General features: G+C 71.4%; 13 protein-coding genes. 2 read left to right on the top strand and 11 right to left on the bottom strand.

All coding sequences use genetic code 11. The features are described from left to right. Positions 1–54: 54 nt before the first annotated feature. From ACFYWS_RS29310 to ACFYWS_RS29285, 6 genes are all read right to left on the bottom strand, one after another. Positions 55–2,877, bottom strand: coding sequence for an NHLP bacteriocin export ABC transporter permease/ATPase subunit (locus ACFYWS_RS29310; protein ID WP_389281385.1), 2,823 nt, complete (start codon positions 2,875–2,877; stop codon positions 55–57). 2 nt (positions 2,878–2,879) lie between these two features. After that, positions 2,880–5,111 carry an NHLP family bacteriocin export ABC transporter peptidase/permease/ATPase subunit gene (locus ACFYWS_RS29305; RefSeq protein ID WP_389281384.1) on the bottom strand — a complete coding sequence of 744 codons (2,232 nt, stop codon included), beginning with the start codon at positions 5,109–5,111 and terminating at the stop codon, positions 2,880–2,882. Next, positions 5,108–5,905, bottom strand: coding sequence for a DUF2118 domain-containing protein (locus ACFYWS_RS29300; RefSeq protein WP_389281382.1), 798 nt, complete (start codon positions 5,903–5,905; stop codon positions 5,108–5,110). The genes ACFYWS_RS29305 and ACFYWS_RS29300 overlap by 4 nt, the downstream gene beginning before the upstream one ends. 133 nt (positions 5,906–6,038) lie before the next feature. Then, a complete protein-coding gene (locus ACFYWS_RS29295; RefSeq protein WP_389281380.1) occupies positions 6,039–6,260 on the bottom strand; it encodes a type A2 lantipeptide in 222 nt (73 codons plus the stop codon). Between the two features lie 283 nt (positions 6,261–6,543). Continuing rightward, positions 6,544–7,269, bottom strand: a complete 726-nt coding sequence (locus ACFYWS_RS29290; RefSeq protein WP_389281379.1) for a YoaK family protein — start codon at positions 7,267–7,269, stop codon at positions 6,544–6,546. 36 nt (positions 7,270–7,305) lie between these two features. Continuing rightward, positions 7,306–8,856, bottom strand: a complete 1,551-nt coding sequence (locus ACFYWS_RS29285; RefSeq protein WP_389281377.1) for a carboxylesterase/lipase family protein — start codon at positions 8,854–8,856, stop codon at positions 7,306–7,308. Between the two features lie 180 nt (positions 8,857–9,036). Between ACFYWS_RS29285 and ACFYWS_RS29280 the strand changes: the two genes are divergently transcribed. After that, on the top strand, positions 9,037–10,053 hold the full coding sequence (locus tag ACFYWS_RS29280) for a LacI family DNA-binding transcriptional regulator (RefSeq protein ID WP_389281376.1): 1,017 nt from the start codon (positions 9,037–9,039) through the stop codon (positions 10,051–10,053). Positions 10,054–10,097: 44 nt separating this feature from the next. Next, entirely contained in the window at positions 10,098–10,949 is an 852-nt protein-coding gene (locus tag ACFYWS_RS29275) for an alpha/beta fold hydrolase (RefSeq protein WP_389281576.1), read from the top strand. Here the strand turns inward: ACFYWS_RS29275 and ACFYWS_RS29270 are convergent, their stop codons facing one another. Genes ACFYWS_RS29270 through ACFYWS_RS29250 form a run of 5 tightly spaced genes read right to left on the bottom strand, consistent with a single transcriptional unit; the run spans position 10,950 to position 18,923 of the window. Further along, a complete protein-coding gene (locus tag ACFYWS_RS29270) occupies positions 10,950–13,160 on the bottom strand; it encodes a glycoside hydrolase N-terminal domain-containing protein (protein ID WP_389281574.1) in 2,211 nt (736 codons plus the stop codon). It lies immediately after the preceding gene. Next, positions 13,160–15,244, bottom strand: coding sequence for a beta-galactosidase (locus ACFYWS_RS29265; RefSeq protein WP_389281374.1), 2,085 nt, complete (start codon positions 15,242–15,244; stop codon positions 13,160–13,162). Before ACFYWS_RS29265 ends, ACFYWS_RS29270 begins: the two co-directional genes overlap by 1 nt. Continuing rightward, positions 15,241–16,176, bottom strand: a complete 936-nt coding sequence (locus tag ACFYWS_RS29260; protein WP_389281372.1) for a carbohydrate ABC transporter permease — start codon at positions 16,174–16,176, stop codon at positions 15,241–15,243. The genes ACFYWS_RS29265 and ACFYWS_RS29260 overlap by 4 nt, the downstream gene beginning before the upstream one ends. A gap of 30 nt (positions 16,177–16,206) precedes the next feature. Further along, positions 16,207–17,235 (bottom strand): ABC transporter permease, encoded by a 1,029-nt coding sequence (locus tag ACFYWS_RS29255; RefSeq protein WP_389281371.1) that lies wholly within the window; start codon positions 17,233–17,235, stop codon positions 16,207–16,209. Further along, positions 17,235–18,923, bottom strand: a complete 1,689-nt coding sequence (locus tag ACFYWS_RS29250; RefSeq protein WP_389281370.1) for an extracellular solute-binding protein — start codon at positions 18,921–18,923, stop codon at positions 17,235–17,237. The genes ACFYWS_RS29255 and ACFYWS_RS29250 overlap by 1 nt, the downstream gene beginning before the upstream one ends. Positions 18,924–19,162: the final 239 nt, after the last annotated feature.

The raw sequence follows: 19,162 nt of genomic DNA, 5'->3' as shown, positions 1-19,162 counted from the left end.
GGCAGCACCCAGTGGCACATACATGCCCACTGAGACCGCGACAGCACCAGGCCGTCACGCCATCTGCCGCCGCACCAACTCGTGCAACCGCCCACCCGTGTCCGCCAACAGCTCGGCGGGCGACCCCTGTTGGACGACACGGCCCGCCGACATCACGATCACGCGGTCCGCGTCCATGACCGTCGAGAGGCGGTGCGCGATGACCACCCGCGACGCCCGGAGGGCCTTCGTGCTGTCGATGACGATGCGCTGCGTCTCGTTGTCGAGCGCGCTCGTCGCCTCGTCGAAGAAGAGGATGCGCGGGCGGCGGATCAGGGCCTGCGCGATCATCAGGCGCTGGCGCTGGCCGCCGGAGACCGCGCCGCCGCCCGAGATCATCGTGTGCAGGCCCATCGGCATCCGCTTGATGTCCTCCGCGAGGCCCGCCATCTCGGCCGCCGCCATCGCCTCCTCCTGCGTGAAGGACTCCGCGCCACAGATGCAGTCGAGGATCGACCCGCTCAGCGGCTGGGCGTTCTGCAAGACGACGCCGCACTGGCGCCGCACGGCCGCCTGGTCGAGCGCCGAGAGGTCCTGGCCGTCGTACAGGACACTGCCGGAGGCCGGGGCGTCGAAGCCGATCAGCAGACGCAGGAGCGTGGACTTGCCGCAGCCGCTCTCGCCGACGACCGCCACGAACTCGCCCGGCCTGATGGACACGTTCACGTCGTCGAGGACCAGCGGGCCGTCGTCCGTGTAGCGGAAGGAGACGCCCCGCGCCTCCAGGGCGCCGGTCAGCTCGCCCGGCTGCGTCGCCGCCTCGCGGACCTCGGGCTTCTCGTCGAGCACCGGCTTGATCTGCTCGAACATGGGCAGGACCGCGGCCGCCGAGATCAGCGCGCCGGTCAGCTGGGTCACCGATGTCAGGAGCATCGTCACCGACGTGTTGAAGGTGAGGAAGGACGCCGCCGACATGGTGCCGCGGGCCGGGCCCGCGAGCAGCATGAACATCACGAGCGAGCACAGCGGGAGATAGACCGAGTTGAGGACCGTCGTCGCGTTCTTGATGCGTCCTGCCCTGCGCTGGAGTTCCCGGGTGCGCGCGAACTCCTTCGCCCACGCCGCGTACGCGAAGCTCTCCGCGCCCGCGACCCGCAGCTTCGGCAGCCCGCGCAGCGTCTGGAACGCCTGGTTGTTGAGCTTGTTGCCGAGCTTGACCAGGCGGCGCTGCCAGCGCAGTTCGAGCAGTCCGAGGGTGAGGAAGACCGCCGCGACCAGGACCAGCATGCCGACCGCCGCCATCGCCAGCGGGACGCTGTAGAAGAGGAGCATGACCAGGCTCATCGCGCCGACCGTCGTCGACTGGACGACGATCGGGCCGACCCCGGAGAGCAGGCGTCGAATCGAGCTGATGCCCATCGCCGCGCTCGCCAGCTCGCCCGTGGAGCGGGAGGCGAAGAACCGGGTCGGCAGTCGCAGCAGCCGGTCCCAGACGGCCGGTTGCAGGACGCTCTCGACCCGGCCCTCGATGCGCAGCACCGTGAGGTTCTGGAGCAGCATGAACGAGGCCGTCACCACACTGGAGACCACCACCGCGAGGGCGACCTGCGTGATGAGGTCGGTCTGCGCGTTGGGGACGTACGTGCCGAGGACCTGGCCGGTCGCGATGGGGACGAGCGAGCCGAGGCCCACCGTGACCAGGCCCGCGAGAAGCAGCCTGCGGATGTCGGTCGTCATCGACCGCATGCTGAAGCGCATCAGCCGCAGCGGCGTCAGATCGCCGTCGGGGAGCGGGCGGTAGAGCATGATCGCCCGCTCTTCGAAGTCCTCCGCGGAGTCCTCGTCGACGCGGGTGCGCCGGTCGCCCGCCGGGTTCACCGTCTCGTAGCCGCCGCGCCGCCACAGCAGCGCGACCGGGGCTCCGGACGAGGCCCGGTAGCCGACCAGCGGGCCCGCGTCGCGGCGCCACCAGTCCCCGGCGAGGCGGACGGGGCGGGTGCGAAGGCGGGAGGCCGTGGCGAGTTGTTCGACCGGGTCGAGGCGGTCGCTGACCGCGCCGACGTGATCGGGGTCGACGAGCTGGATGCCGGCCGCGTCCGCGACGACCTTGCAGGCGGCGTACGTGGCGTCGGCGCCCGCGTCGGCGGAGCCGCGGCGGCCGCGCTTGGTGCCCATGGACGCGAGCAGCGTCCGGTCGGCCTGCTCGCGGACGGCCTCGCCCGCCCGGATGCCGGCGGCGGCGCGGTCCTCGTGGGCGCTCTCCAGGCGCTCGATCCAGCGGTCGAGCGTGGAAAGGAGGCGCCACTGCTGGTTGACCATGCGCTGCCACAGGCCGGTGTCGACCAGCAGATCGGCCGCCGCGTCCGCCGCGTAGGCGGACCCGTACTGCACGCTGCCGGGCGCCAGTTGGGGCCACAGCACGTCGTCGTCGCCGAGAAGCGAGTCGTCCTGCGCGTCGACCGTGCGTCCGTCGAGCGGCGCCTCGAACAGGATCCGCTGACCGCGGCCGACGCCGAGCGCGAAGGCCTCCTCCAGCAGGCTCCATCCGTACGAACCGGCCGCGTCATAGGGGGCCGGCGGCGCGTACGGCAGCTCGCGCAGCGCGATGCGCCGCACCGTGCAGCCGTTCAACGGCCGCCCCACGAGGGTGTGTTGCGTGCCCTCGACGGGACCCAGCAGCAGCGTGCCCGGCTCCAGGCGGCCCAGGAAGTGCCAGTGCCCCTGGCTCTGCGCGTCGACCGCGAAGAGGTCGAGCGCGCCGCCCGCGACGAGCCACAGCACGTGCGGGCCCTCAAGGGGAAGGTTGCGCAGGTCCGTGCAGTCGACGGGGGCGCCGAGGCCGCCGAAGGCCGCCACGACTTGGTCGGAGGACGTGAACTCCGCTTGCAGGTCGGTCATGTTCAGTGCTCCTTGACCAGGTCCGCGTACGCCCCGCCGGCCCGCACCAGGTGCTCGTGGCGGCCGCGCTCGACGACCTGCCCGTGGTCGAGGACCACGATCTCGTCGCTGTCGCGCACCGTGCTGAGGCGGTGCGCGATGACGACGCAGGCGCAGCCGCGCCGCCGGATGTTGTCCATGACCGTCTGCTCGGTCTCCGCGTCGAGCGCGCTGGTCACCTCGTCGAGCACGAGGATCGAAGGGCGCCGCACAAGGGCTCGCGCGATCTCCAGGCGCTGGCGCTGCCCGCCGGAGAAGTTCCGGCCGTCCTGCTCGACCCGGCCGCGCACCCCGCCGGGGCGGCGCGCCACCACGTCGTACAGGCACGCGTCGCGCAGCGCCTCCTCCACGGCCTCGTCGGAGATCGACGGGTCCCACAGCGCGACGTTGTCGCGGACCGTGCCCTCGAAGAGGAACACGTCCTGGTCGACGAAGGAGACGGACGCCGCGAGCGCGCCCCGCGGGATGTCGTCCAGGCGCCGGTCGTCGATCCGGATGACGCCCTCCCACGGCGCGTACAGGCCGGAGATCAGACGGGAGACCGTCGACTTGCCGCTGCCGGAACCGCCCACCAGAGCGACCTGCTGACCGGGTCCGACCGTCAGTGAGAAGCCGGAAAGGAGTGGCTTGTCGAGAGGGCTGTAGCCGAACGTGATGCCGTCCAGCTCGATGTGACCGCGCAGCCTGCGCGTGCTCTGCACCTGCTCCGGGCGCGCGTACAGCTGGTCGACGGGGAAGTTCTCCACGTCCTTCAGGCGCGCCACGTCGGCGGCGAAGTCCTGGATCCGGCCCGCGACGCCGTTCAGCCGGGTGAGCGGTGCCGTGAAGCGGGTCACGAGCGCCTGAAAGGCGACAAGGAGACCCACCGACAAATGGCCCTCGACCGCCCGCATGCCACCGATCCACAGGATCAGCGCACTGTTCAGGGTCGCGAGGGTCGGCGCGACGACGCCGAGCCACGCGCTCGGCACCCCGAGCTTCTGCTGCTCCTCAAGAGTCGTCGCGTGCTGGCCCGCCCACCGCCGGAAGTAGCCGTTCTCGCCGCCGGTCGCCTTCATCGTCTCGATGAGCTGAAGGCCCGTGTACGAGGTGTTGGTCAGCCGCGCCGAGTCCGCCCGCAGCTTCTGCGTGCCCGTCGCCCGCAGCCGGATGACCACCCGCATCGCCACCACGTTCAGCAGCGCGATACCCACGCCGACCGCCGTGAGCTGGGGGTCGTAGGAGTACAGCAGCGCCGCGTACAGCAGCACCACGATCCCGTCGACGCCCGCCGACGTGAGGTCGCGGGCGAGGGTCTCGGCGACCGCGTCGTTCGACTGGAGGCGCTGCACCAGGTCGGCGGGGCTGCGCTGCGAGAAGAACGTGACGGGCAGGCGCAGCAGATGTCCGAAGAAGCGCGCGCTGCTCAGCGTCGAGGAGATGATGCGGCCGCGCAGCAGGTTCGCCTGTTGCAGCCAGGTGAGCACGGCGGTCAGCGCCACCATCGCGCCCATCGACGCGAACAGCGCACCAAGGAGCGAGGTCTGGTCGCCGATGAGGAACAGGTCGATGTACGTCTTGCTGAGGGCGGGCACCGTGGCGCCCACGCCGACGAGCAGCAGGCTCGCGAGCAGCGCGACGAACATCGTGGCGCTGGTCCCGCGCAGCCGTGCGGGCAGCGCCGTCATGATGCCCGGCTTGCGCCCGCCCGTACGGAAGTCGTCGCTGGGCTCCAGGACGAGGACGACACCCGTGAAGCTCGTGTCGAAGTCCTCCATCGGTACGAAACGGCGGCCCTTGTCGGGGTCGTTGATGTGCACGCCGCGCCGCCCGAAGCGGCGGCCCATCCCGTCGTACACGACGTAGTGGTTGAACTCCCAGAACAGGATCGCGGGGCCCTGCACGTCGGCGAGCGCGGTCGGCTCCATCTGCATGCCCTTGGCGGTCATGCCGTAACTGCGGGCCGCCTTGAGCAGGTTCGAGGCGCGCGAGCCGTCCCGCGAGACGCCGCACGCGATGCGCAGCTCCTCCAGCGGGATGTGCCGGCCGTGGTACGCGAGGATCATCGCGAGCGCCGCGGCGCCGCACTCGACGGCCTCCATCTGGAGCACCGTGGGCGTGCGCACCTTCCGGCGGCGCTTGGCCGGCGGGGGAGCGGGGCGCGCGCGGCGGCGGTCCGGGCGGTGGCCCGCGGGCGGGAGTGAGGTCGTGGTCACGGCTTCAGCCAATCCATCGGGCGCTGATCGGCGAGGTGTACGGAGCCGGAGGCGAGGGTCATGGAGGCGAGCGGATACGGCGGACCGCCCTCGGACGACCAGGCGTACCCGGACTTGGTGTCCGCCTTCGTGAGCTCGACGAGGACCGGGACCCGGGCCCCGCCCTTCGTGAACTCGCCCGCCAGCGAGCTGTCCCCGATGAAGTCGGTGACCTGCCGCTTCGTCTCGGCGGCGCGGCCGACGGCCTTGACCGTCCCGCGCAGCACGCCGTACTGCTGCGCCTGCGGCACGTTCAGGTCGACGTCGGAGCCCGCGTCCACGCTCCCCGCGCCGGTGGCGGGCACGTACAGCATCGCGAGCAGCGGATCACGCGTCGAACCGGTCTTCTCCACCGTCGCCACGTCGGAGCCGGTCGTGACGACCGAGCCGATCCGTGCGACGAGCGCCGTGACCCGGCCGGCGTCGATGGCGCGCACGGCCCGGTTGCCCCGCGCGGTCTGCACCTTGAGGATCGGCGCGCCCGCGCGCACCCGCTGGCCCTCCTTCACGTACAGGCCGGTGACCTGCCCGGTGACGGGGGTCTGCAGGACGTAGCTGCCCTGCGCGTACGTGAGGATGCCGTTCGCCTTGAGCGTCGACGACACCGAACCGGTGACGGCCCAGACGCACGCGGCGACCATCACGACGACGGTGACGGCGAGAACGAGCAGTCCCTGCGGCCGCGCGAGGCGCACGGGCAGATCGAGCTCCTCCGGCGACTGCAGTTTGGACAGGGCCTGTTGGCGGAACTGCACGGGGTCTTTCCCTTACGTTGCTTCCATGCCGGGCCGACAAGGCCCGGACGCCCCGAAAGCCCCGGGACACGAGGTCCCGAGGCTTGGGGTGCGCCGTCCGTCAGGAGGCGGCGCGGTGATCCATGGGGATGGATCAGAGACCGGCGGTGGCGCCGGAGACCAGGCCGGTGACGGCGCCGGCGTTGACGCCGGTGAGGCCCTCGACCGTGTTGGTCACGGAGGAGACCGTGCCGGCGACCGGGGCGATGCCCTCGACCGTGCCGGTGACCTGGCCGACGAGGCCGCCGACGAGACCGCCGGAGACGTTGTCGAGGTCGGCGTCGGAGATCTCAACGGTCTCGATGTGGTTGCTCATAATGAGCCGCCCTTCTTGGGTATGTCCGGGTATTTCAAAATTCGCGGAGCGCGCTGGAAATCGGTGGCTGCGAATCCCTGCGGCCGTCATGCGATGCGGAGGATCAAAGCATGTTGACGCGTCGCACAGCTAATCGGACCGGGTTCATTCATAGGGGATCAGGGAGCTCAATTACCGTCATGTGCCGGGGTGTTCACAGGCGGGTGGCATGTCCTTCACATTCTTCACGGAGAGGTATGTGAATACCCTGTGTCGCCGGACAGCAAAGGGGGACAGGCCCGTATCAATGGCGTGCGGTGCTTGTACGAGCCAATGTTTTTTTGCGAAGCTCCGTGACTGCCCTGCGCATTCGGTGTGCAGGTTTCTGGCACGCGACCGCGGCGGCGGCCAGGACGACCGGCGGCGCGAATCCCCACGGCGCGGCGGCCTCCCGCACCGCGACAGCGCAGGCCGCACCGCCGACCACGGCCAACAACCGACCGGTCACCCACAGTTGCTCCCGCCCCCGGCCCGACCCGTCGACCACCCCGGTCACATGTGTCGTCAGCGTTCCCGTGAAATAGGTCGTGGGCGCGGCCCCGGCCCCCGCCGCGATCATCGCCGCGGACTGCCCGCCCATCGCGAGCGCCGCCACCACGAGCAGCACGGTCCGCCACACACCGGCCGGGTCCCCGCCGAGCAGGCCGCCCGCCACGGCGAGGAAGCCGAGCAGCACGCACTGCGCGGCGAGGCAGGCGACGACGCGGCCCGGCCACCCCGTTGCCCGCGCCTCTCGGATGCCCCGGCACGCGAGGGCGGTGGCCGCCGCCCCCACCGCGTACCCGCCGAGCGCGTACAGCGGCGCGGCCACGTCGTGCCCCGAGCCCTGGCCCGCCGAGATGCCGAGCAGTACGAGGTTCCCGGTCATCACGCCCGCGAACACGGTGCCGAGGGCCGTGAACGCGAGGGCGTCCACGGCCCCGGAGGCCGCGGCGAGCAGAACGAGCGACATTTGGGCGCGTTTGTTCATGCCTGAACGGTAGGCCGGAAGTCGCGGCCGAAACGCTCAGCCGTCGGCGCGTCGTGCGGGGGCGGTGTGGCCTGGCTCCAGGTCCAGGGGCGCGAAGCCGAAGTCCTCCCACAGCAGCCGCGAGGCCTCCTCCGGGTACCGGGCCGTGTGCGAGGGGGCGTCGAAGACCCGGGTCCAGCGCTCGCCGGCGGTGAACGGCGCCCACCCCGGAGCGCCGTCCTTCGCGAACGCGGTCCACGCCGCGCCCATCTCCCGCGACAACTCCACGGCCTCGGGCGGCAGTTGGCCGCCCAGGAAGAGACCGCCGAAGTCCGATTCGAGCGTCCCGAAGACGAGCGGCACGTCCAGTGCGTGACTGGCGCCCATCGCGCCGTCCGCGCCGGGCGCCTCCCAGCACAGCTCATACGCGTACGCGGTCCCGCCGCCCGCCGCGTGCACCTCGGCCAGGCGCAGCGACGGCATCCGGAACAGCCAGTCGGACATGACGAGTTCGTGCAGCCGGGTCGGGCTCGCGGACGGGTACGCCGCCCGGTAGCGGACCTCGGCGTCGGGCCCGGGACCGAACCGGAGCAGCGCGTCGGTCGCCTCCTCCTCGGTCGTCTTCCCGTAGCGGCCCGCCATGATGGAGAACAGCCGGTACTCGTCCCGGTTGTGCCCGACGAGCAGTTCGACGTCGCGCGCGGCGCCGCCCGCGAGCGCCTTCCACGGGGTGGCGGGCAGCACCTCCCCGTCGACCACCGGTGAGAACGGAGTCATCGTGTGGGCGACGCGGCCCCAGCGGTCCGCGTACGAGGGCAGTGCGCGGATCAGGTCGTCGGTGGCGTCGCGCAACGCCTTCGGCGCGCACGCGGCGAGTTCGGCCGCCCCCGCGCCCGGCACCCCGAGCCGCTCCGCGATCCGCGCGCCGATGTCCCGTGCGAGGTCGAGCGTGAAGAACGTGCCCGGCACGCTCTGCGCCACCGCGCGGCGCACCAGGCCCGCCGCCGACGGCATCGCGAGCAGCGCCGCCACCGAACCCGCGCCCGCCGACTCCCCGAACACGGTGACCTGGTCCGGATCGCCGCCGAACGCGGCGATGTTCTCCCGCACCCAGCGCAGCGCCGCGACCTGGTCGAGCAGTCCCCGGTTGGCGGGCGCGCCGTCGAAGACACCGAAGCCCTCGGCGCCGACACGGTAGTTGAGGGTCACGACGACCGAGCCGCGGGCGGCGAGCGCGGAGCCGTCGTAGTGCGGCCCGTCCGTCGAACCGGTGACGTACGCCCCTCCGTAGATGTAGACCAGCACCGGAAGGCGGGCGGCGGCGCCGAGGTCGGGGGACCACACGTTGACCGTCAGCCAGTCCTCGCCCTCGGGTACGAGCCGGCCCGTGAGCCCTCCCACGAGGGACTGCGGGGGCGGCGGCCCGAAGGCGAACGCGTCGCGCACCCCGTCCCACGCGCCGACCGGCTCCGGCGCCGCCAAGTGCAGCGCACCGACCGGGGGTTGGGCGTAGGGGATGCCGCGGAACACGCTCAGCGCTCCCTGCGTGAGCCCGCGGACCCGGCCCGATGCGGTGCGTATCGGCGCGGTGGGGGTGGCCTCGGTCATACGTGTCCTCCCTGGTGGCTCGCCTGGCACCGCCCAGGGCGTCGAAGCGCTTCGACGGACTTCTGGACAGGCACCCTGCGCAAATCATAGGGTCGGCATGCCGAACGACGGGCGGCTCCCGCCGACCCCCGGCCCGCTCCCACCCCTCGGCCCCCTCGGATTCGGCTTCAGGAGAACGACATGGTCACGCTCGCAGAGGTCGCCAAACACGCCGGAGTCTCCGCCAGCACCGTGAGCTACGTCCTCAGCGGCAAGCGGTCCATCTCGGCCGCCACCCGCGAGCGTGTCGAGACGAGCGTGCGCAGGCTCGGCTACCACCCCAACGCCGGGGCCCGCGCCCTCGCCAGCAGCAAGTCCAACATCATCGCCCTGATGGTGCCGCTGCGCACCGACATGTACGTACCCGTGATCATGGAGATCGCGACGGCGGTCGCCACCGCCGCCCGCACCCACGGCTACGACATCCTGCTGCTCACCGGCGAGGAGGGCGCCCAGGCCGTGCGCCGCATCGAGGGCAGCGCACTCGCGGACGCCGTGATCGTCATGGACGTCGAGCTGGACGACGAGCGGCTTCCGCTGCTTCGCACCGCGAGCCGCCCCGCCGTCCTCATCGGCCTGCCCGCCGACACCACCGGCCTCAACTGCGTGGACCTGGACTTCGCCGCCGCGGGCGCGCTGTGCGCCGAGCACCTGGCGGGCCTCGGACACCGCGAGATCGCCGTCATCGGCGAGGCCGCCGCCGTCTACGAGCGCCGCACCGGCTTCGCCGAGCGCACGCTGACCGGCCTGCGCGAGCGCAGCGTCGAACTCGGCCTGCGGCTCCTGCACCGCCCCTGCGAAGGCAGTTACGCCTCGGTGTCGGCAACGTTGTCGCGGATCTACGACGAACGCCCCGGAACCAGCGCGTTCATCGTGCAGAACGAGGCCGCCACCGACCCGCTGCTCGCCCTGCTGCGCCAGTCGGGCCGGGCGGTCCCGGAGGACGTGTCGGTCGTCGCGGTCTGCCCCGAACAGGTCGCGCGGCACGCGTCGGTGCCGCTCACCTCGGTCGCCGTGCCCGCGCAGGAAATGGGACGACGCGCGGTCGAGCAGGTCGTCGCCCAGATCGAGGGGCGCGGCGCGGCCGAGGAAGTCGTGCTGCTCAACCCCGAGTTGACCATCAGGGAGAGTGCGGCGCAGGCGCCGCCCGCCGCATAGGATCGCCGTATCCGGTCCTGAAGCGTCAGAAAGCGAGCGTGCCTGTGCACCCGACGTATGTCCTCGTCCATGGAGCGTTCGCCAACTCCTTCTCCTTCGCGCCGCTCCAGGCGGAACTCGGCCTGCTCGGACACCGCTCGGTCGCCGTCGACCTGCCGGGACACGGCTTCGGGGCGACCTACCCGGCCGCGTACCAGGCCCCGCAGGATCCGGACGGCCTCGCCTCGACTCCTGGTGTCATCAAGGGAGTCACCCTCGCCGACAACGTCTCGCACCTGATCGGCGTACTGGAACGGGCGAAGGAGAACGGGCCCGTCGTCCTCGTCTCGCACAGCCGCGGCGGCGCCACCGCCACGGCCGCCGCCAACCGCCGCCCCGACCTGATCGACCACATCGTCTACGTGGCGTCCTGGTGCCCGGTCGACCTCACCGTGGGCGGCTACTACGCCGAACCGGAGATGGCCTCGGTCGATGCCGCCTCCCTCGGCCTCGCGATGGCGGGCAACCCGGCCGAACTCGGGCTGCTGCGCGTCAACTTCCGCACCGCCGACCAGAAGGCACTCGACGCGTTCAGGGCCGCCTTCATCGCCGACGGCACCGATGACGAGTTCCGCACCTTCCTGAACACCTTCCAGCCGGACGAGAACCTCGACGTCGGCACCGAGGACGACCGCGCACAGGCCGCGACATGGGGCCGCGTCCCGAAGACGTACGTACGTCTCGCACGCGACGCCAGCGTGCCGCCCGCCGTCCAGGACCGGATGATCCGCGAGGGCGACGCGCTGACCCCGGACAACCCCTTCCGTGTCCGCACCCTCGACAGCTCGCACCTGAAGTGGCTGGTCGACCCGGCGCCGGCGGCGCGGGTGCTCGCGGAGCTGGTCGAGCTGCTGTAACTACCGGGTATCGAGCCGGAGTTCGCGCTCAACGCCCGCGTGCAGGCGCAGCCGCCCCGCGTCGCCCGAGGGAGTCTTGAGCTCCACGTACGCGTCCCGGTCCGGCCGCACGAGCGCCGTGCACCTGCCGCCGCCCCACCGCAGATCCACCCGCGCCCCGAACCGCGTACGCAGGCCCCGCACCGCTCCCCGCCGCCAGTCGGCGGGGAGCGCCGGCAGCAACACGAGACGCTTGGGCGTGGACTGCACGAGGGCCTCCGTGACCAGCGCGGGCAGGGTGTGCGCGGCGTCCGCGTTGTAGACGTCGCGGCGCGGATAGTGCGCGCTCATCAGTGATGTGTGGAAGTAGTCGCCGGTCAGGACGTGCCGCAGGCAGTCGGCGACGCGCGGCGCGTCGCGCAGCCGGGCCGCGATCAGAGCGTGGTGCAGATGCCCGTGCGCGGAGTCGTTCTCGGAGCCGCGCAGTTCGAGCGCCCGGCGCGCCGCCTTCGCCAGGTCCGGGGTGTCGTACGGGGTGATGTCGTGGTGCGGCCACACCGGGTACAGATGGCTGAGGTGCCGGTGGTCGTAGGCGTCGTCGAGGCCCGGCCACGCCCACTCGGCCAGCGCGCCTTCGTCGTTGACCCGGTAGTCGGGGAGCCGGTCGGCCAGCGCCGTCCAGCGGTCGCCGTCGGGGCCCGGGTGCCAGGCGGCGGCGGTGCGCAGCGCGTGCCGGGCCGCCGCGATGTCCATGGTGGCATTGACGGTGCCCCAGCTCGCGTTCGCGGGCCGGTTCTCCGGGGAGTACGAGGGCACGATCGCGATCCGTCCGTCGGGGCCGGTCCGCGTCAGGAAGTCCTCGTAGAACACGGCGAGTTCGGTGACGGCGGCCGCCAGCCAGGCGGGCCGCTCGCCGGTGGCCTCGGCCTGTTCGAGCAGCGGCGTGAGCAGCCAGTCGGCTCCCGCCGTCCACAGATGCATCGGGTACGCGCGCTGGTAGTGGTACGCGTGTCCCGACTCGCCGTCGGTGTGCGCGGGCGCCACGATGCCGCGGGCGCCGAAGACGAGCCGTGCGTTGTCCCGCCAGTGCGCCAACTGGCCCTGAATCAGCGCACCTTGGGCGTCGACCGTCTCGGGGAGGGCGCAGGCGACCGCCGATGACGTCTGGAGGTTCAGGTTCGCGTCCGTGGTGAACGCGCCCGACCATGCCGTGTCCCACTCGCCGGTCCACAGTCCGGTCAGCCGGGGCGGCAGCGCGCCCGAGGAGCTGAGCAGGTGGTAGCGGCCGGCCGCGAACAGCCGTTCAAGGAGGGCCGGGCTCGACGGGTGCGATACCAACGCGCTGCCAGGCAGGCCGCGTTGCTGACGCGGAGCGTCGAGGTCGAAGGTGACCCGCTCGTAGGCGGGACGGTGCAGGGCCTCGTGCCGGGCGAGGAGGGCGTCGTACGTCGCGTCGGTGGAGCCGCCCGGGTCGAGCAGGTCCGCGAGCGCCCCCGCCTCGCTCGCCGTGTCCAGCTCCCCGACGTGTCGGCGCACCCGCGTCAGGAGCAGCAGCCCGCTCGCGCCCTCGACGCGCAGGCCCGTGCCGCCCACCGACGTGCGCCCGCCCCGCACCAGCGCGAGCGTCACCCCGGTGTAGCCGAGGTCGCTGTCCGGGTAGCCGCAGCGCAGCGTGAGCCGGGCGCCGTCCGGGGTCAGGACGACGCCGCGGCCGACGCCGAGCCCGACGGGGACGCCGCTCAGCCGTGGGTCGAGTGCCACCTCGCCGTCGAGCCCGGCGCCGGTCACGTACTGCACGACCACGTCGTCCGCCCGCGACACGAACACCCGCGAGGCCCAGGCGCCGCACCGCGCCCGCGCCACCCCCGTCGCGAAGTCGACCGCGCGCCGGTAGCCGCGCCCCACCCCGTCTCCGCGCACGAAGCGCACCTGGAACGCCGGATGGAACGCGCGCACCCACCGCAGCGGCCGCCCGTCCGTGAACCGCTCGGCCGCCGTCACATCACCCGCGAGCAACTGGTCCTGAAGCAGCGGGAGTTCATGGGCGAGCGCGGGCGGCCCCGGCTGCGGGCCACCGTCCGGGCGGACCAGGCTGTGGTGAGTGACGACGACCCGGTCGTCGTGCGGATCACCGAAGACCAGCGCGCCGTGCCGGCCGTTGCCGCTGAGGTAGGCGTCCTCCCAACGGCCGGCGGGCGCGGTCTCCCAGGTGCCGTGGGGGTGCTCGGGGATCACCGGGGCGCCGTGCTGCCCGGCACCGCGCCGGGCCCGACACCCGGCACTGCCCCCGGCTCGACGCCCGGTGTCGCGCCCGGTCCGGCGCCCGGTGTCGCGTCCGGTCCGGCCGCCGGTTCGGCCTTCAGTACCGCGACGCCGAACCGGCCGAGCGTCACCGATTCCTCCACCCGCGCCCCGGTCAACAGATCCCGCCCGCCCTCCGCCAGCGCGAGCGTCACCTCCTCCCTCCCGTGGTTCAGCAGAAACAGCAGTTCCCCGCGACGTACGGCCTCCACTCCTGCGGGGAGGCCGGTCAGTGGAGGCCGTACGCCCGCTTCGAGGGCCGCGTCCGCGAGCAGCGCGCGCAGGTCCTCCGGTCGCGGGAGCGTGGACAGATAGCGGGCGCGCCCGCGGCGCAGGGCCGCGGGCAGGCCGTCGAGTTCGCCGCCGCGGTAGGCCGCGGTGACCTCGGCGTCGGCCGCCGCCGTCAGCTCCTCCGACCACAGCGTGCCGGTGAACGCGCCGCAGTCAATGGTTTCGGCGGGCTCCAGCGGCCACCACTCGTGCACGGTGCTGATGCCGAGCAGCTCACGCAGCCGGGCGTCCATGCCGCCGGGCCGCACCCGGTCGTCCGCGTCGGCGATCCCCGTGAAGAACCCGCACACGAGCGCCCCGCCCCCGCGCACGTACGCCACCAGGTTGTCGATCGCCGCGTCCGTCAGGAGATACAGCTGCGGAACGACCACCAACTCGTAGGCGGACAGGTCGTGTTCGGGGTGGGCGAAGTCGGCCGTGAGGTGTGCCTCCCACAGCGCCCGGTGCCAGGCACGCACCACCTCTTCGTATGTGACATGCGCGGACGGTCTGCCGTCCTGGCCTCCCGCCCACCAGGAGTGCCAGTCGTGCAGCACGGCGATGTCAGCCGTGAGGCGCGTGCCTGCGACCGCGGGGCCCAGCCGGTCGAGGTCCGCCCCGATCTGCTTGACCTCCGCGAATGAGCGGCCCGCCGCGCCCGCGTGGCCGAGCATCGCCGAGTGGAACTTCTCGGCGCCCTGCCGGGACTGGCGCCACTGGAAGTAGCAGACCGCGTCGGCGCCGCGCGCCACGGACTGGAGGGAGAGGAGGCGGTTCAGGCCGCGCGGCTTGGGGGAGTTGACCGGGCGGAAGTTCACCGCTCCCGCCGCCTGCTCCATCACCATCCAGGGCCGGCCGCCCGCCTGGCCGCGCGTCATGTCGGCGAGCATCGCGTTGTACTGCCCGGCCAGCGGATCGCGCGGATCCGGGTACACGTCGACGGACACGACGTCCTCGTGCCGCGCCCACTCCCACGCGTCCTGCCCGGTCCACAGCGGCATGAAGTTGGTCGTCACCGGGATGTGCGCGGGCGTGTGGCGGCGGACGAGATCGCGCTCGGCGACGTAGCACGCGAGAAGTGCGTCCGAGGTGAAGCGGCGGAAGTCGAGGAGCTGCGTCGGGCCGCGCAGGTACTGGGCGCGGCGCGGCGGGATCACGTCACCCCACGTGTCGATGTGCTGGCCCCAAAAGGCGGTTCCCCAGGCCGTGTTGAGCGCGTCCAGGGTCTCGTACCTCGTGCGCAGCCAGTCCCGGAAGGCGCGTGCGGACTCGTCGCCGTAGTCGAAGGTGCAGTACTCGTTGTTGATGTGCCACATGCGCAGGGCCGGGTGGTGTCCGTAGCGCCGGGCGAGATCCTCGGTGATCGCGGCGGCGTGGCGGCGGTACGTGGCGGAGGAGTGGGCGAAGTGCTGGCGCGAGCCCCACCACACGGTGTGCCCGTCCTCGTCGCGCGGCAGCGTGTCCGGGTGCAGGCGCCCCAGCCAGGGTGGCGGGGACGCGGTCGGGGTGGCGAGGACGACACCGATACCGTGCGCGTGCAGCAGGTCGAGGAGCCGGTCGAGCCAGCCGAACTCCCTTGCTCCTGGCCGGGGTTCGAGCCTCGCCCACGCGAAGACCCCCACGGTGACCGAGTTGACCCCGGCCTCCTTCATCAGCCGGACGTCCTCGGCCCACACCTCCTCGGGCCACTGCTCGGGGTTGTAGTCACCGCCGAACAACAGACGGCCCTCCGGCGCGATGCTCACCCCTTCACCGCCCCGATGAGCATCCCCTTCTTGAAGTGCCGCTGGACGAAGGGGGAGGCGACCGCGGCCGGCGCGAGCGCCAGCACCATCATCGCCATCTGGAGCCCGAGCGCGGACAGTTCACCCGCGTTGACCGCCTGGCTCAGCCCCGTCGGCAGCGCCGTGTTCTTCTGCACGAGCTGCATCAGCACGTTCTGAAGCGGCAGTTTCGTCGGATCGTCGATGTAGATCATCGCGTTGAACCATGCGCTCCAGTACGCCACCGCGTGGAACAGCGAGATGACGGCGATGACCGCGCGGGACAGCGGCAGCACGATCGTCCACAGGATCCTGAGGTCGCTGGCCCCGTCGATGCGGGCGCTGTCCGTCAGCTCCTGCGAGATGTTCATGAAGAACCCGCGCAGCACCAGGATGTTGAAGACGCTCACCGCGCTCGGCAGGATCAGCGCCAGATAGCTGTCGGTCAGTCCGAGCGTCTGCACCAGCAGATACGTCGGGATGAGCCCGGCGCTGAAGAACATCGTCGTCAGCAGCGCCATCAGCAGCGCCCGGTGCGCGAACGAGCCCGGCCGGGAAAGACCGTACGCGGCGAGGACCGACACCCCCATCGAGAACACGGTGCCGACACCTGTCACACCGAGGGAGACCAGCATGGCCCGGCTGACCTGGCCGCCGCTGAGCAGTTCCTGGTAGTTGACGAAGGTGATGGCCTCGGGCCACAGCACCAGACCGCCCGCCGCGTCGATGACATGCCGCGGCGACAGGCTGGTGACGATCACCACCCACAGCGGACCGAGCACGGCGACGCAGCACACCGCGAGGACGAGGCCCTTGGCGCCGAGGCCGGCCCTGGTCGGCGGCTCCTCCCACACCGGGCGCTCGGGCGCCTGCCACTGCGCGCGAGGGCGCGAACGTTCGACGGTGACGCTCATTTCTTGTCCACGCTCATTTCTGTGCCGCCCTCACTTCTTGTACACGCCTTGCTCGCCGAGCAGATGGGCGAACTTGTTGGCCGCCAGGACCAGACAGATCCCGACCACGCCCTTCACCAGGCCGACCGCCGCCGCATAGCTGAAGTCGCCGTGCTGGATGCCGGTACTCCACACGTACGTGTCGAGCACTTCGGAGGCGCCCGCGCCCACCGCCTTGCGTTGCAGCAGGATCTGCTCGAAGCCCACGGTGAGCGCGTCGCCGACACGCAGGACGAGCAGCAGCGCGATCACCGGGCGCAGCGCGGGCAGTGTGACGTGCCACATGCGGCGCCACCGGTTCGCGCCGTCCATGGCCGCCGCCTCGTACAGCTCGGGACTGACGGAGGCGAGGGCCGCGAGGAAGACGATGATGCCCCAGCCGGCGTCCTTCCAGACCATCTGCGCGGTCAGCAGGTACTTGAAGATCCCGGCGTCCGTCATCAGGTCGAAGCCGTCGACGCCGTGGTCCTGGAGCAGCTGCGCGATCAGCCCGGCGCCGCCGAACATCTGCTGGAAGACGGTGACGACGAGCACCCACGAGAAGAAGTGCGGCAGGTAGAGGATCGCCTGCGACAAGGCACGCACCCGCGGCCTGACCACGCTGTTGATGAGCAGCGCGAGCGCGATCGGGACGGGGAAGAACAGCAGCAGTTGGATGACGAAGAGGACGAGGGTGTTCTGGAGCGCGTCCCAGAAGTCCGAGTCCTCGACCATCTTCTGGAACTGTTCGAGGCCCACCATCGGCGAGTGCAGGATCGCGGTGACGCCGTTGGTGGAGACGTACGGGTTGTAGTCCTGGAACGCGACGACGTTGCCGAGCAGCGGCAGGTAGTTGAAGACGAGCAGCAGGACGATGACGGGCACGGTCATCAGGATCAGCGTGCGGTCGCGGCGCAGCCGGATCCGCCAGGTGACGCCCCGGCCCGCCTTGCCGGAATCCGCGGAGTCGCCGGAGCCGGTGGTGTCTGCGGTGTCTTCGGCGGTGGCGGCCCGGGGCGGGCGCTGGGTGTGCAGCGCCATCAGGACGCGCCGCCGTTCTCGCCGTTCTCGTCGAGCAGCTTCTTGTACCAGTCGCGGAGCTTGTCCCCGCCGCGCGACTTCCAGTCGCTGATCGCCTGCTGCACGTCGCCGAGCGACTTGTTGCCGCGGACGTAGTCGTCCTCCAGCTGTTCGAACTTGTCCTCCAGGGTGGCGTAGCGCGAGGGCTCGACGATCGTCATGCCGTAGAACGGCGACTTGGTGACGAACTCACCCATCCGCTGCTGCCACTCGCACATCGCCCTGGTGATCTCGGGCAGGTCGGGATAGGCGAAGAAGGGGGCCGGGCCCGACAGCATCTGCCAGGCGCTGACCACCTGCGCGTTGCCCTTCTTGGTCTTCGTCGGGACGCCGTCCTTCAGCGTGAAGTGGGTGCCCTCCTCGCCGTAGTAGGCGAGCATGTGCTCCTTGGTGCCTACCGGCGCGGCGGTGTAGTTGGCGGCGGCGAGCACGTTCTTCACGGTCTCCTTGGACGCGTTCTTGCGGACGAACGCCCACACGTTCGCCGGGGTGCCCGCGTACAGCTTCGGGTCGCCGCCGTCGTGCCCGAAGATGTCCATCGCGGCCATCTCGAAGTCGGGGAACGCCTTGCTGCCCTGCATCTCCGCGCTCTTGCCGTACCAGTAGGCGATGTCGGCGTTGCACATCATGACCTTGCCCGCGGTGAAGCGGAGCAGGCCGTCACCGGTCTGCGCCTTGGCGTCGGGGTGCACGACCCCGGCCGCGTACAGCTTGCGCGTCCACGCCAGGGCTTCCAGGTACTCGTCGGACTCCAGGCGCTTGACGAGCTTCTTGCCCTCCAGCTTCCAGCCGAGCGCCTTCTCGCTGCCGCCGAGCGAACCGAAGAAGTTGAAGGCCGACCACTTCATGTCGTCGCAGCCGTACACCCCCGCCTTCTTGCTGGTCATCTCCTTGGCGAGGTCGAGGAACTCCTGCGCGGACCTCGGCGGCTCCCAGCCCTTCTTCTCGAAGAGGTCCTTGCGGTAGAAGGGCGCGATGTTCGGGATGTACGCGTAGGGGTACGGGATGCCGCGCAGCTTGCCGCCGAAGATGCCGCGCCGCCAGGCGTCCTGCGGGATCGCCGCGAGGTTCGGGTAGTCGCGCACCTTGCTGCCCGCCAGATACGGGCCGAGGTCCATCATCTTCGCGACGAGCGCGGCGGGGATCTTCCCTGACAGCTCCCAGCCGGGCACGATCAGTACGTCGGGCAGCGAGCTGGAGGCGAGCACCGCGCCGATCTTCTCGCCGTAGGTGTTGCCGTCCTGGTTCTGCCAGCTGACCCGCACACCGGAGGCCTCGTTGAGCGCGGTGTAGTACTCGCAGTCGGCCTTCGGCGGCGGCCCCCAGAACGGGGCCATGATCTTCACCTCGGCCCCGGTGCCGAGCTTCTTCGGCACCGACGTCTCCAGCTTCGCCAGGTCCACCTTGCTGGTGAAGCCGACGCAGGACCCGTTCTTCGACGCGATGTCGGGCGTGCCGATGGAGCGCGCCGCGTACGTCGGCAGGAGCTTCTTCGCCGACTTCCCGGAGGTCGTCCCCTCGCCCGTCTCGGCGGCGCCCCCGCACGCGGAGAGCAGGGGCACGCCGCCGGCCACTGCCGCGGCGGCGACCGCGGTGGAGGCGAGGAAGCTTCTCCGACCGGGGCCGGTGGAGGGGGAGTTCGGCGTCATGGGAGCAACCCTTCGGGGATTACGCGGGGATTACGCGTCGCGCAGATGTCGAAGCGCTTCGATGTTGCCGCGACATTAAGGGAGCGCTCCCACGGTCACAAGACGCGTGCGCCACATTCCTGAACGCGCTTTTGTTTCCCCGTACTTGACACCTGGTCACCGCAGTACCGAGCATCGAAGCGCTTCGAAGCTGCTCTGCTCTCCCCGAGTCCACCTCCGACTCCATCTCCGGCCAAGGG

The sequence above is a fragment of the Streptomyces sp. NPDC002795 genome (assembly GCF_042888725.1).
Taxonomy (GTDB): domain Bacteria; phylum Actinomycetota; class Actinomycetes; order Streptomycetales; family Streptomycetaceae; genus Streptomyces.
Note: the sequence above shows the minus strand (reverse complement) of the source record. Positions and strands in the feature narration are given on the sequence as shown.

Excerpts from the sequence above, each read along its gene's own strand:
- ACFYWS_RS29310 (WP_389281385.1), bottom strand. The coding sequence starts at position 2,877 with ATGACCGACCTGCAAGCGGAGTTCACGTCCTCCGACCAAGTCGTGGCG.
- ACFYWS_RS29295 (WP_389281380.1), bottom strand. The coding sequence starts at position 6,260 with ATGAGCAACCACATCGAGACCGTTGAGATCTCCGACGCCGACCTCGAC.
- ACFYWS_RS29290 (WP_389281379.1), bottom strand. The coding sequence starts at position 7,269 with ATGAACAAACGCGCCCAAATGTCGCTCGTTCTGCTCGCCGCGGCCTCC.
- ACFYWS_RS29285 (WP_389281377.1), bottom strand. The coding sequence starts at position 8,856 with ATGACCGAGGCCACCCCCACCGCGCCGATACGCACCGCATCGGGCCGG.
- ACFYWS_RS29280 (WP_389281376.1), top strand. The coding sequence starts at position 9,037 with ATGGTCACGCTCGCAGAGGTCGCCAAACACGCCGGAGTCTCCGCCAGC.
- ACFYWS_RS29260 (WP_389281372.1), bottom strand. The coding sequence starts at position 16,176 with ATGAGCGTCACCGTCGAACGTTCGCGCCCTCGCGCGCAGTGGCAGGCG.
- ACFYWS_RS29255 (WP_389281371.1), bottom strand. The coding sequence starts at position 17,235 with ATGGCGCTGCACACCCAGCGCCCGCCCCGGGCCGCCACCGCCGAAGAC.
- ACFYWS_RS29250 (WP_389281370.1), bottom strand. The coding sequence starts at position 18,923 with ATGACGCCGAACTCCCCCTCCACCGGCCCCGGTCGGAGAAGCTTCCTC.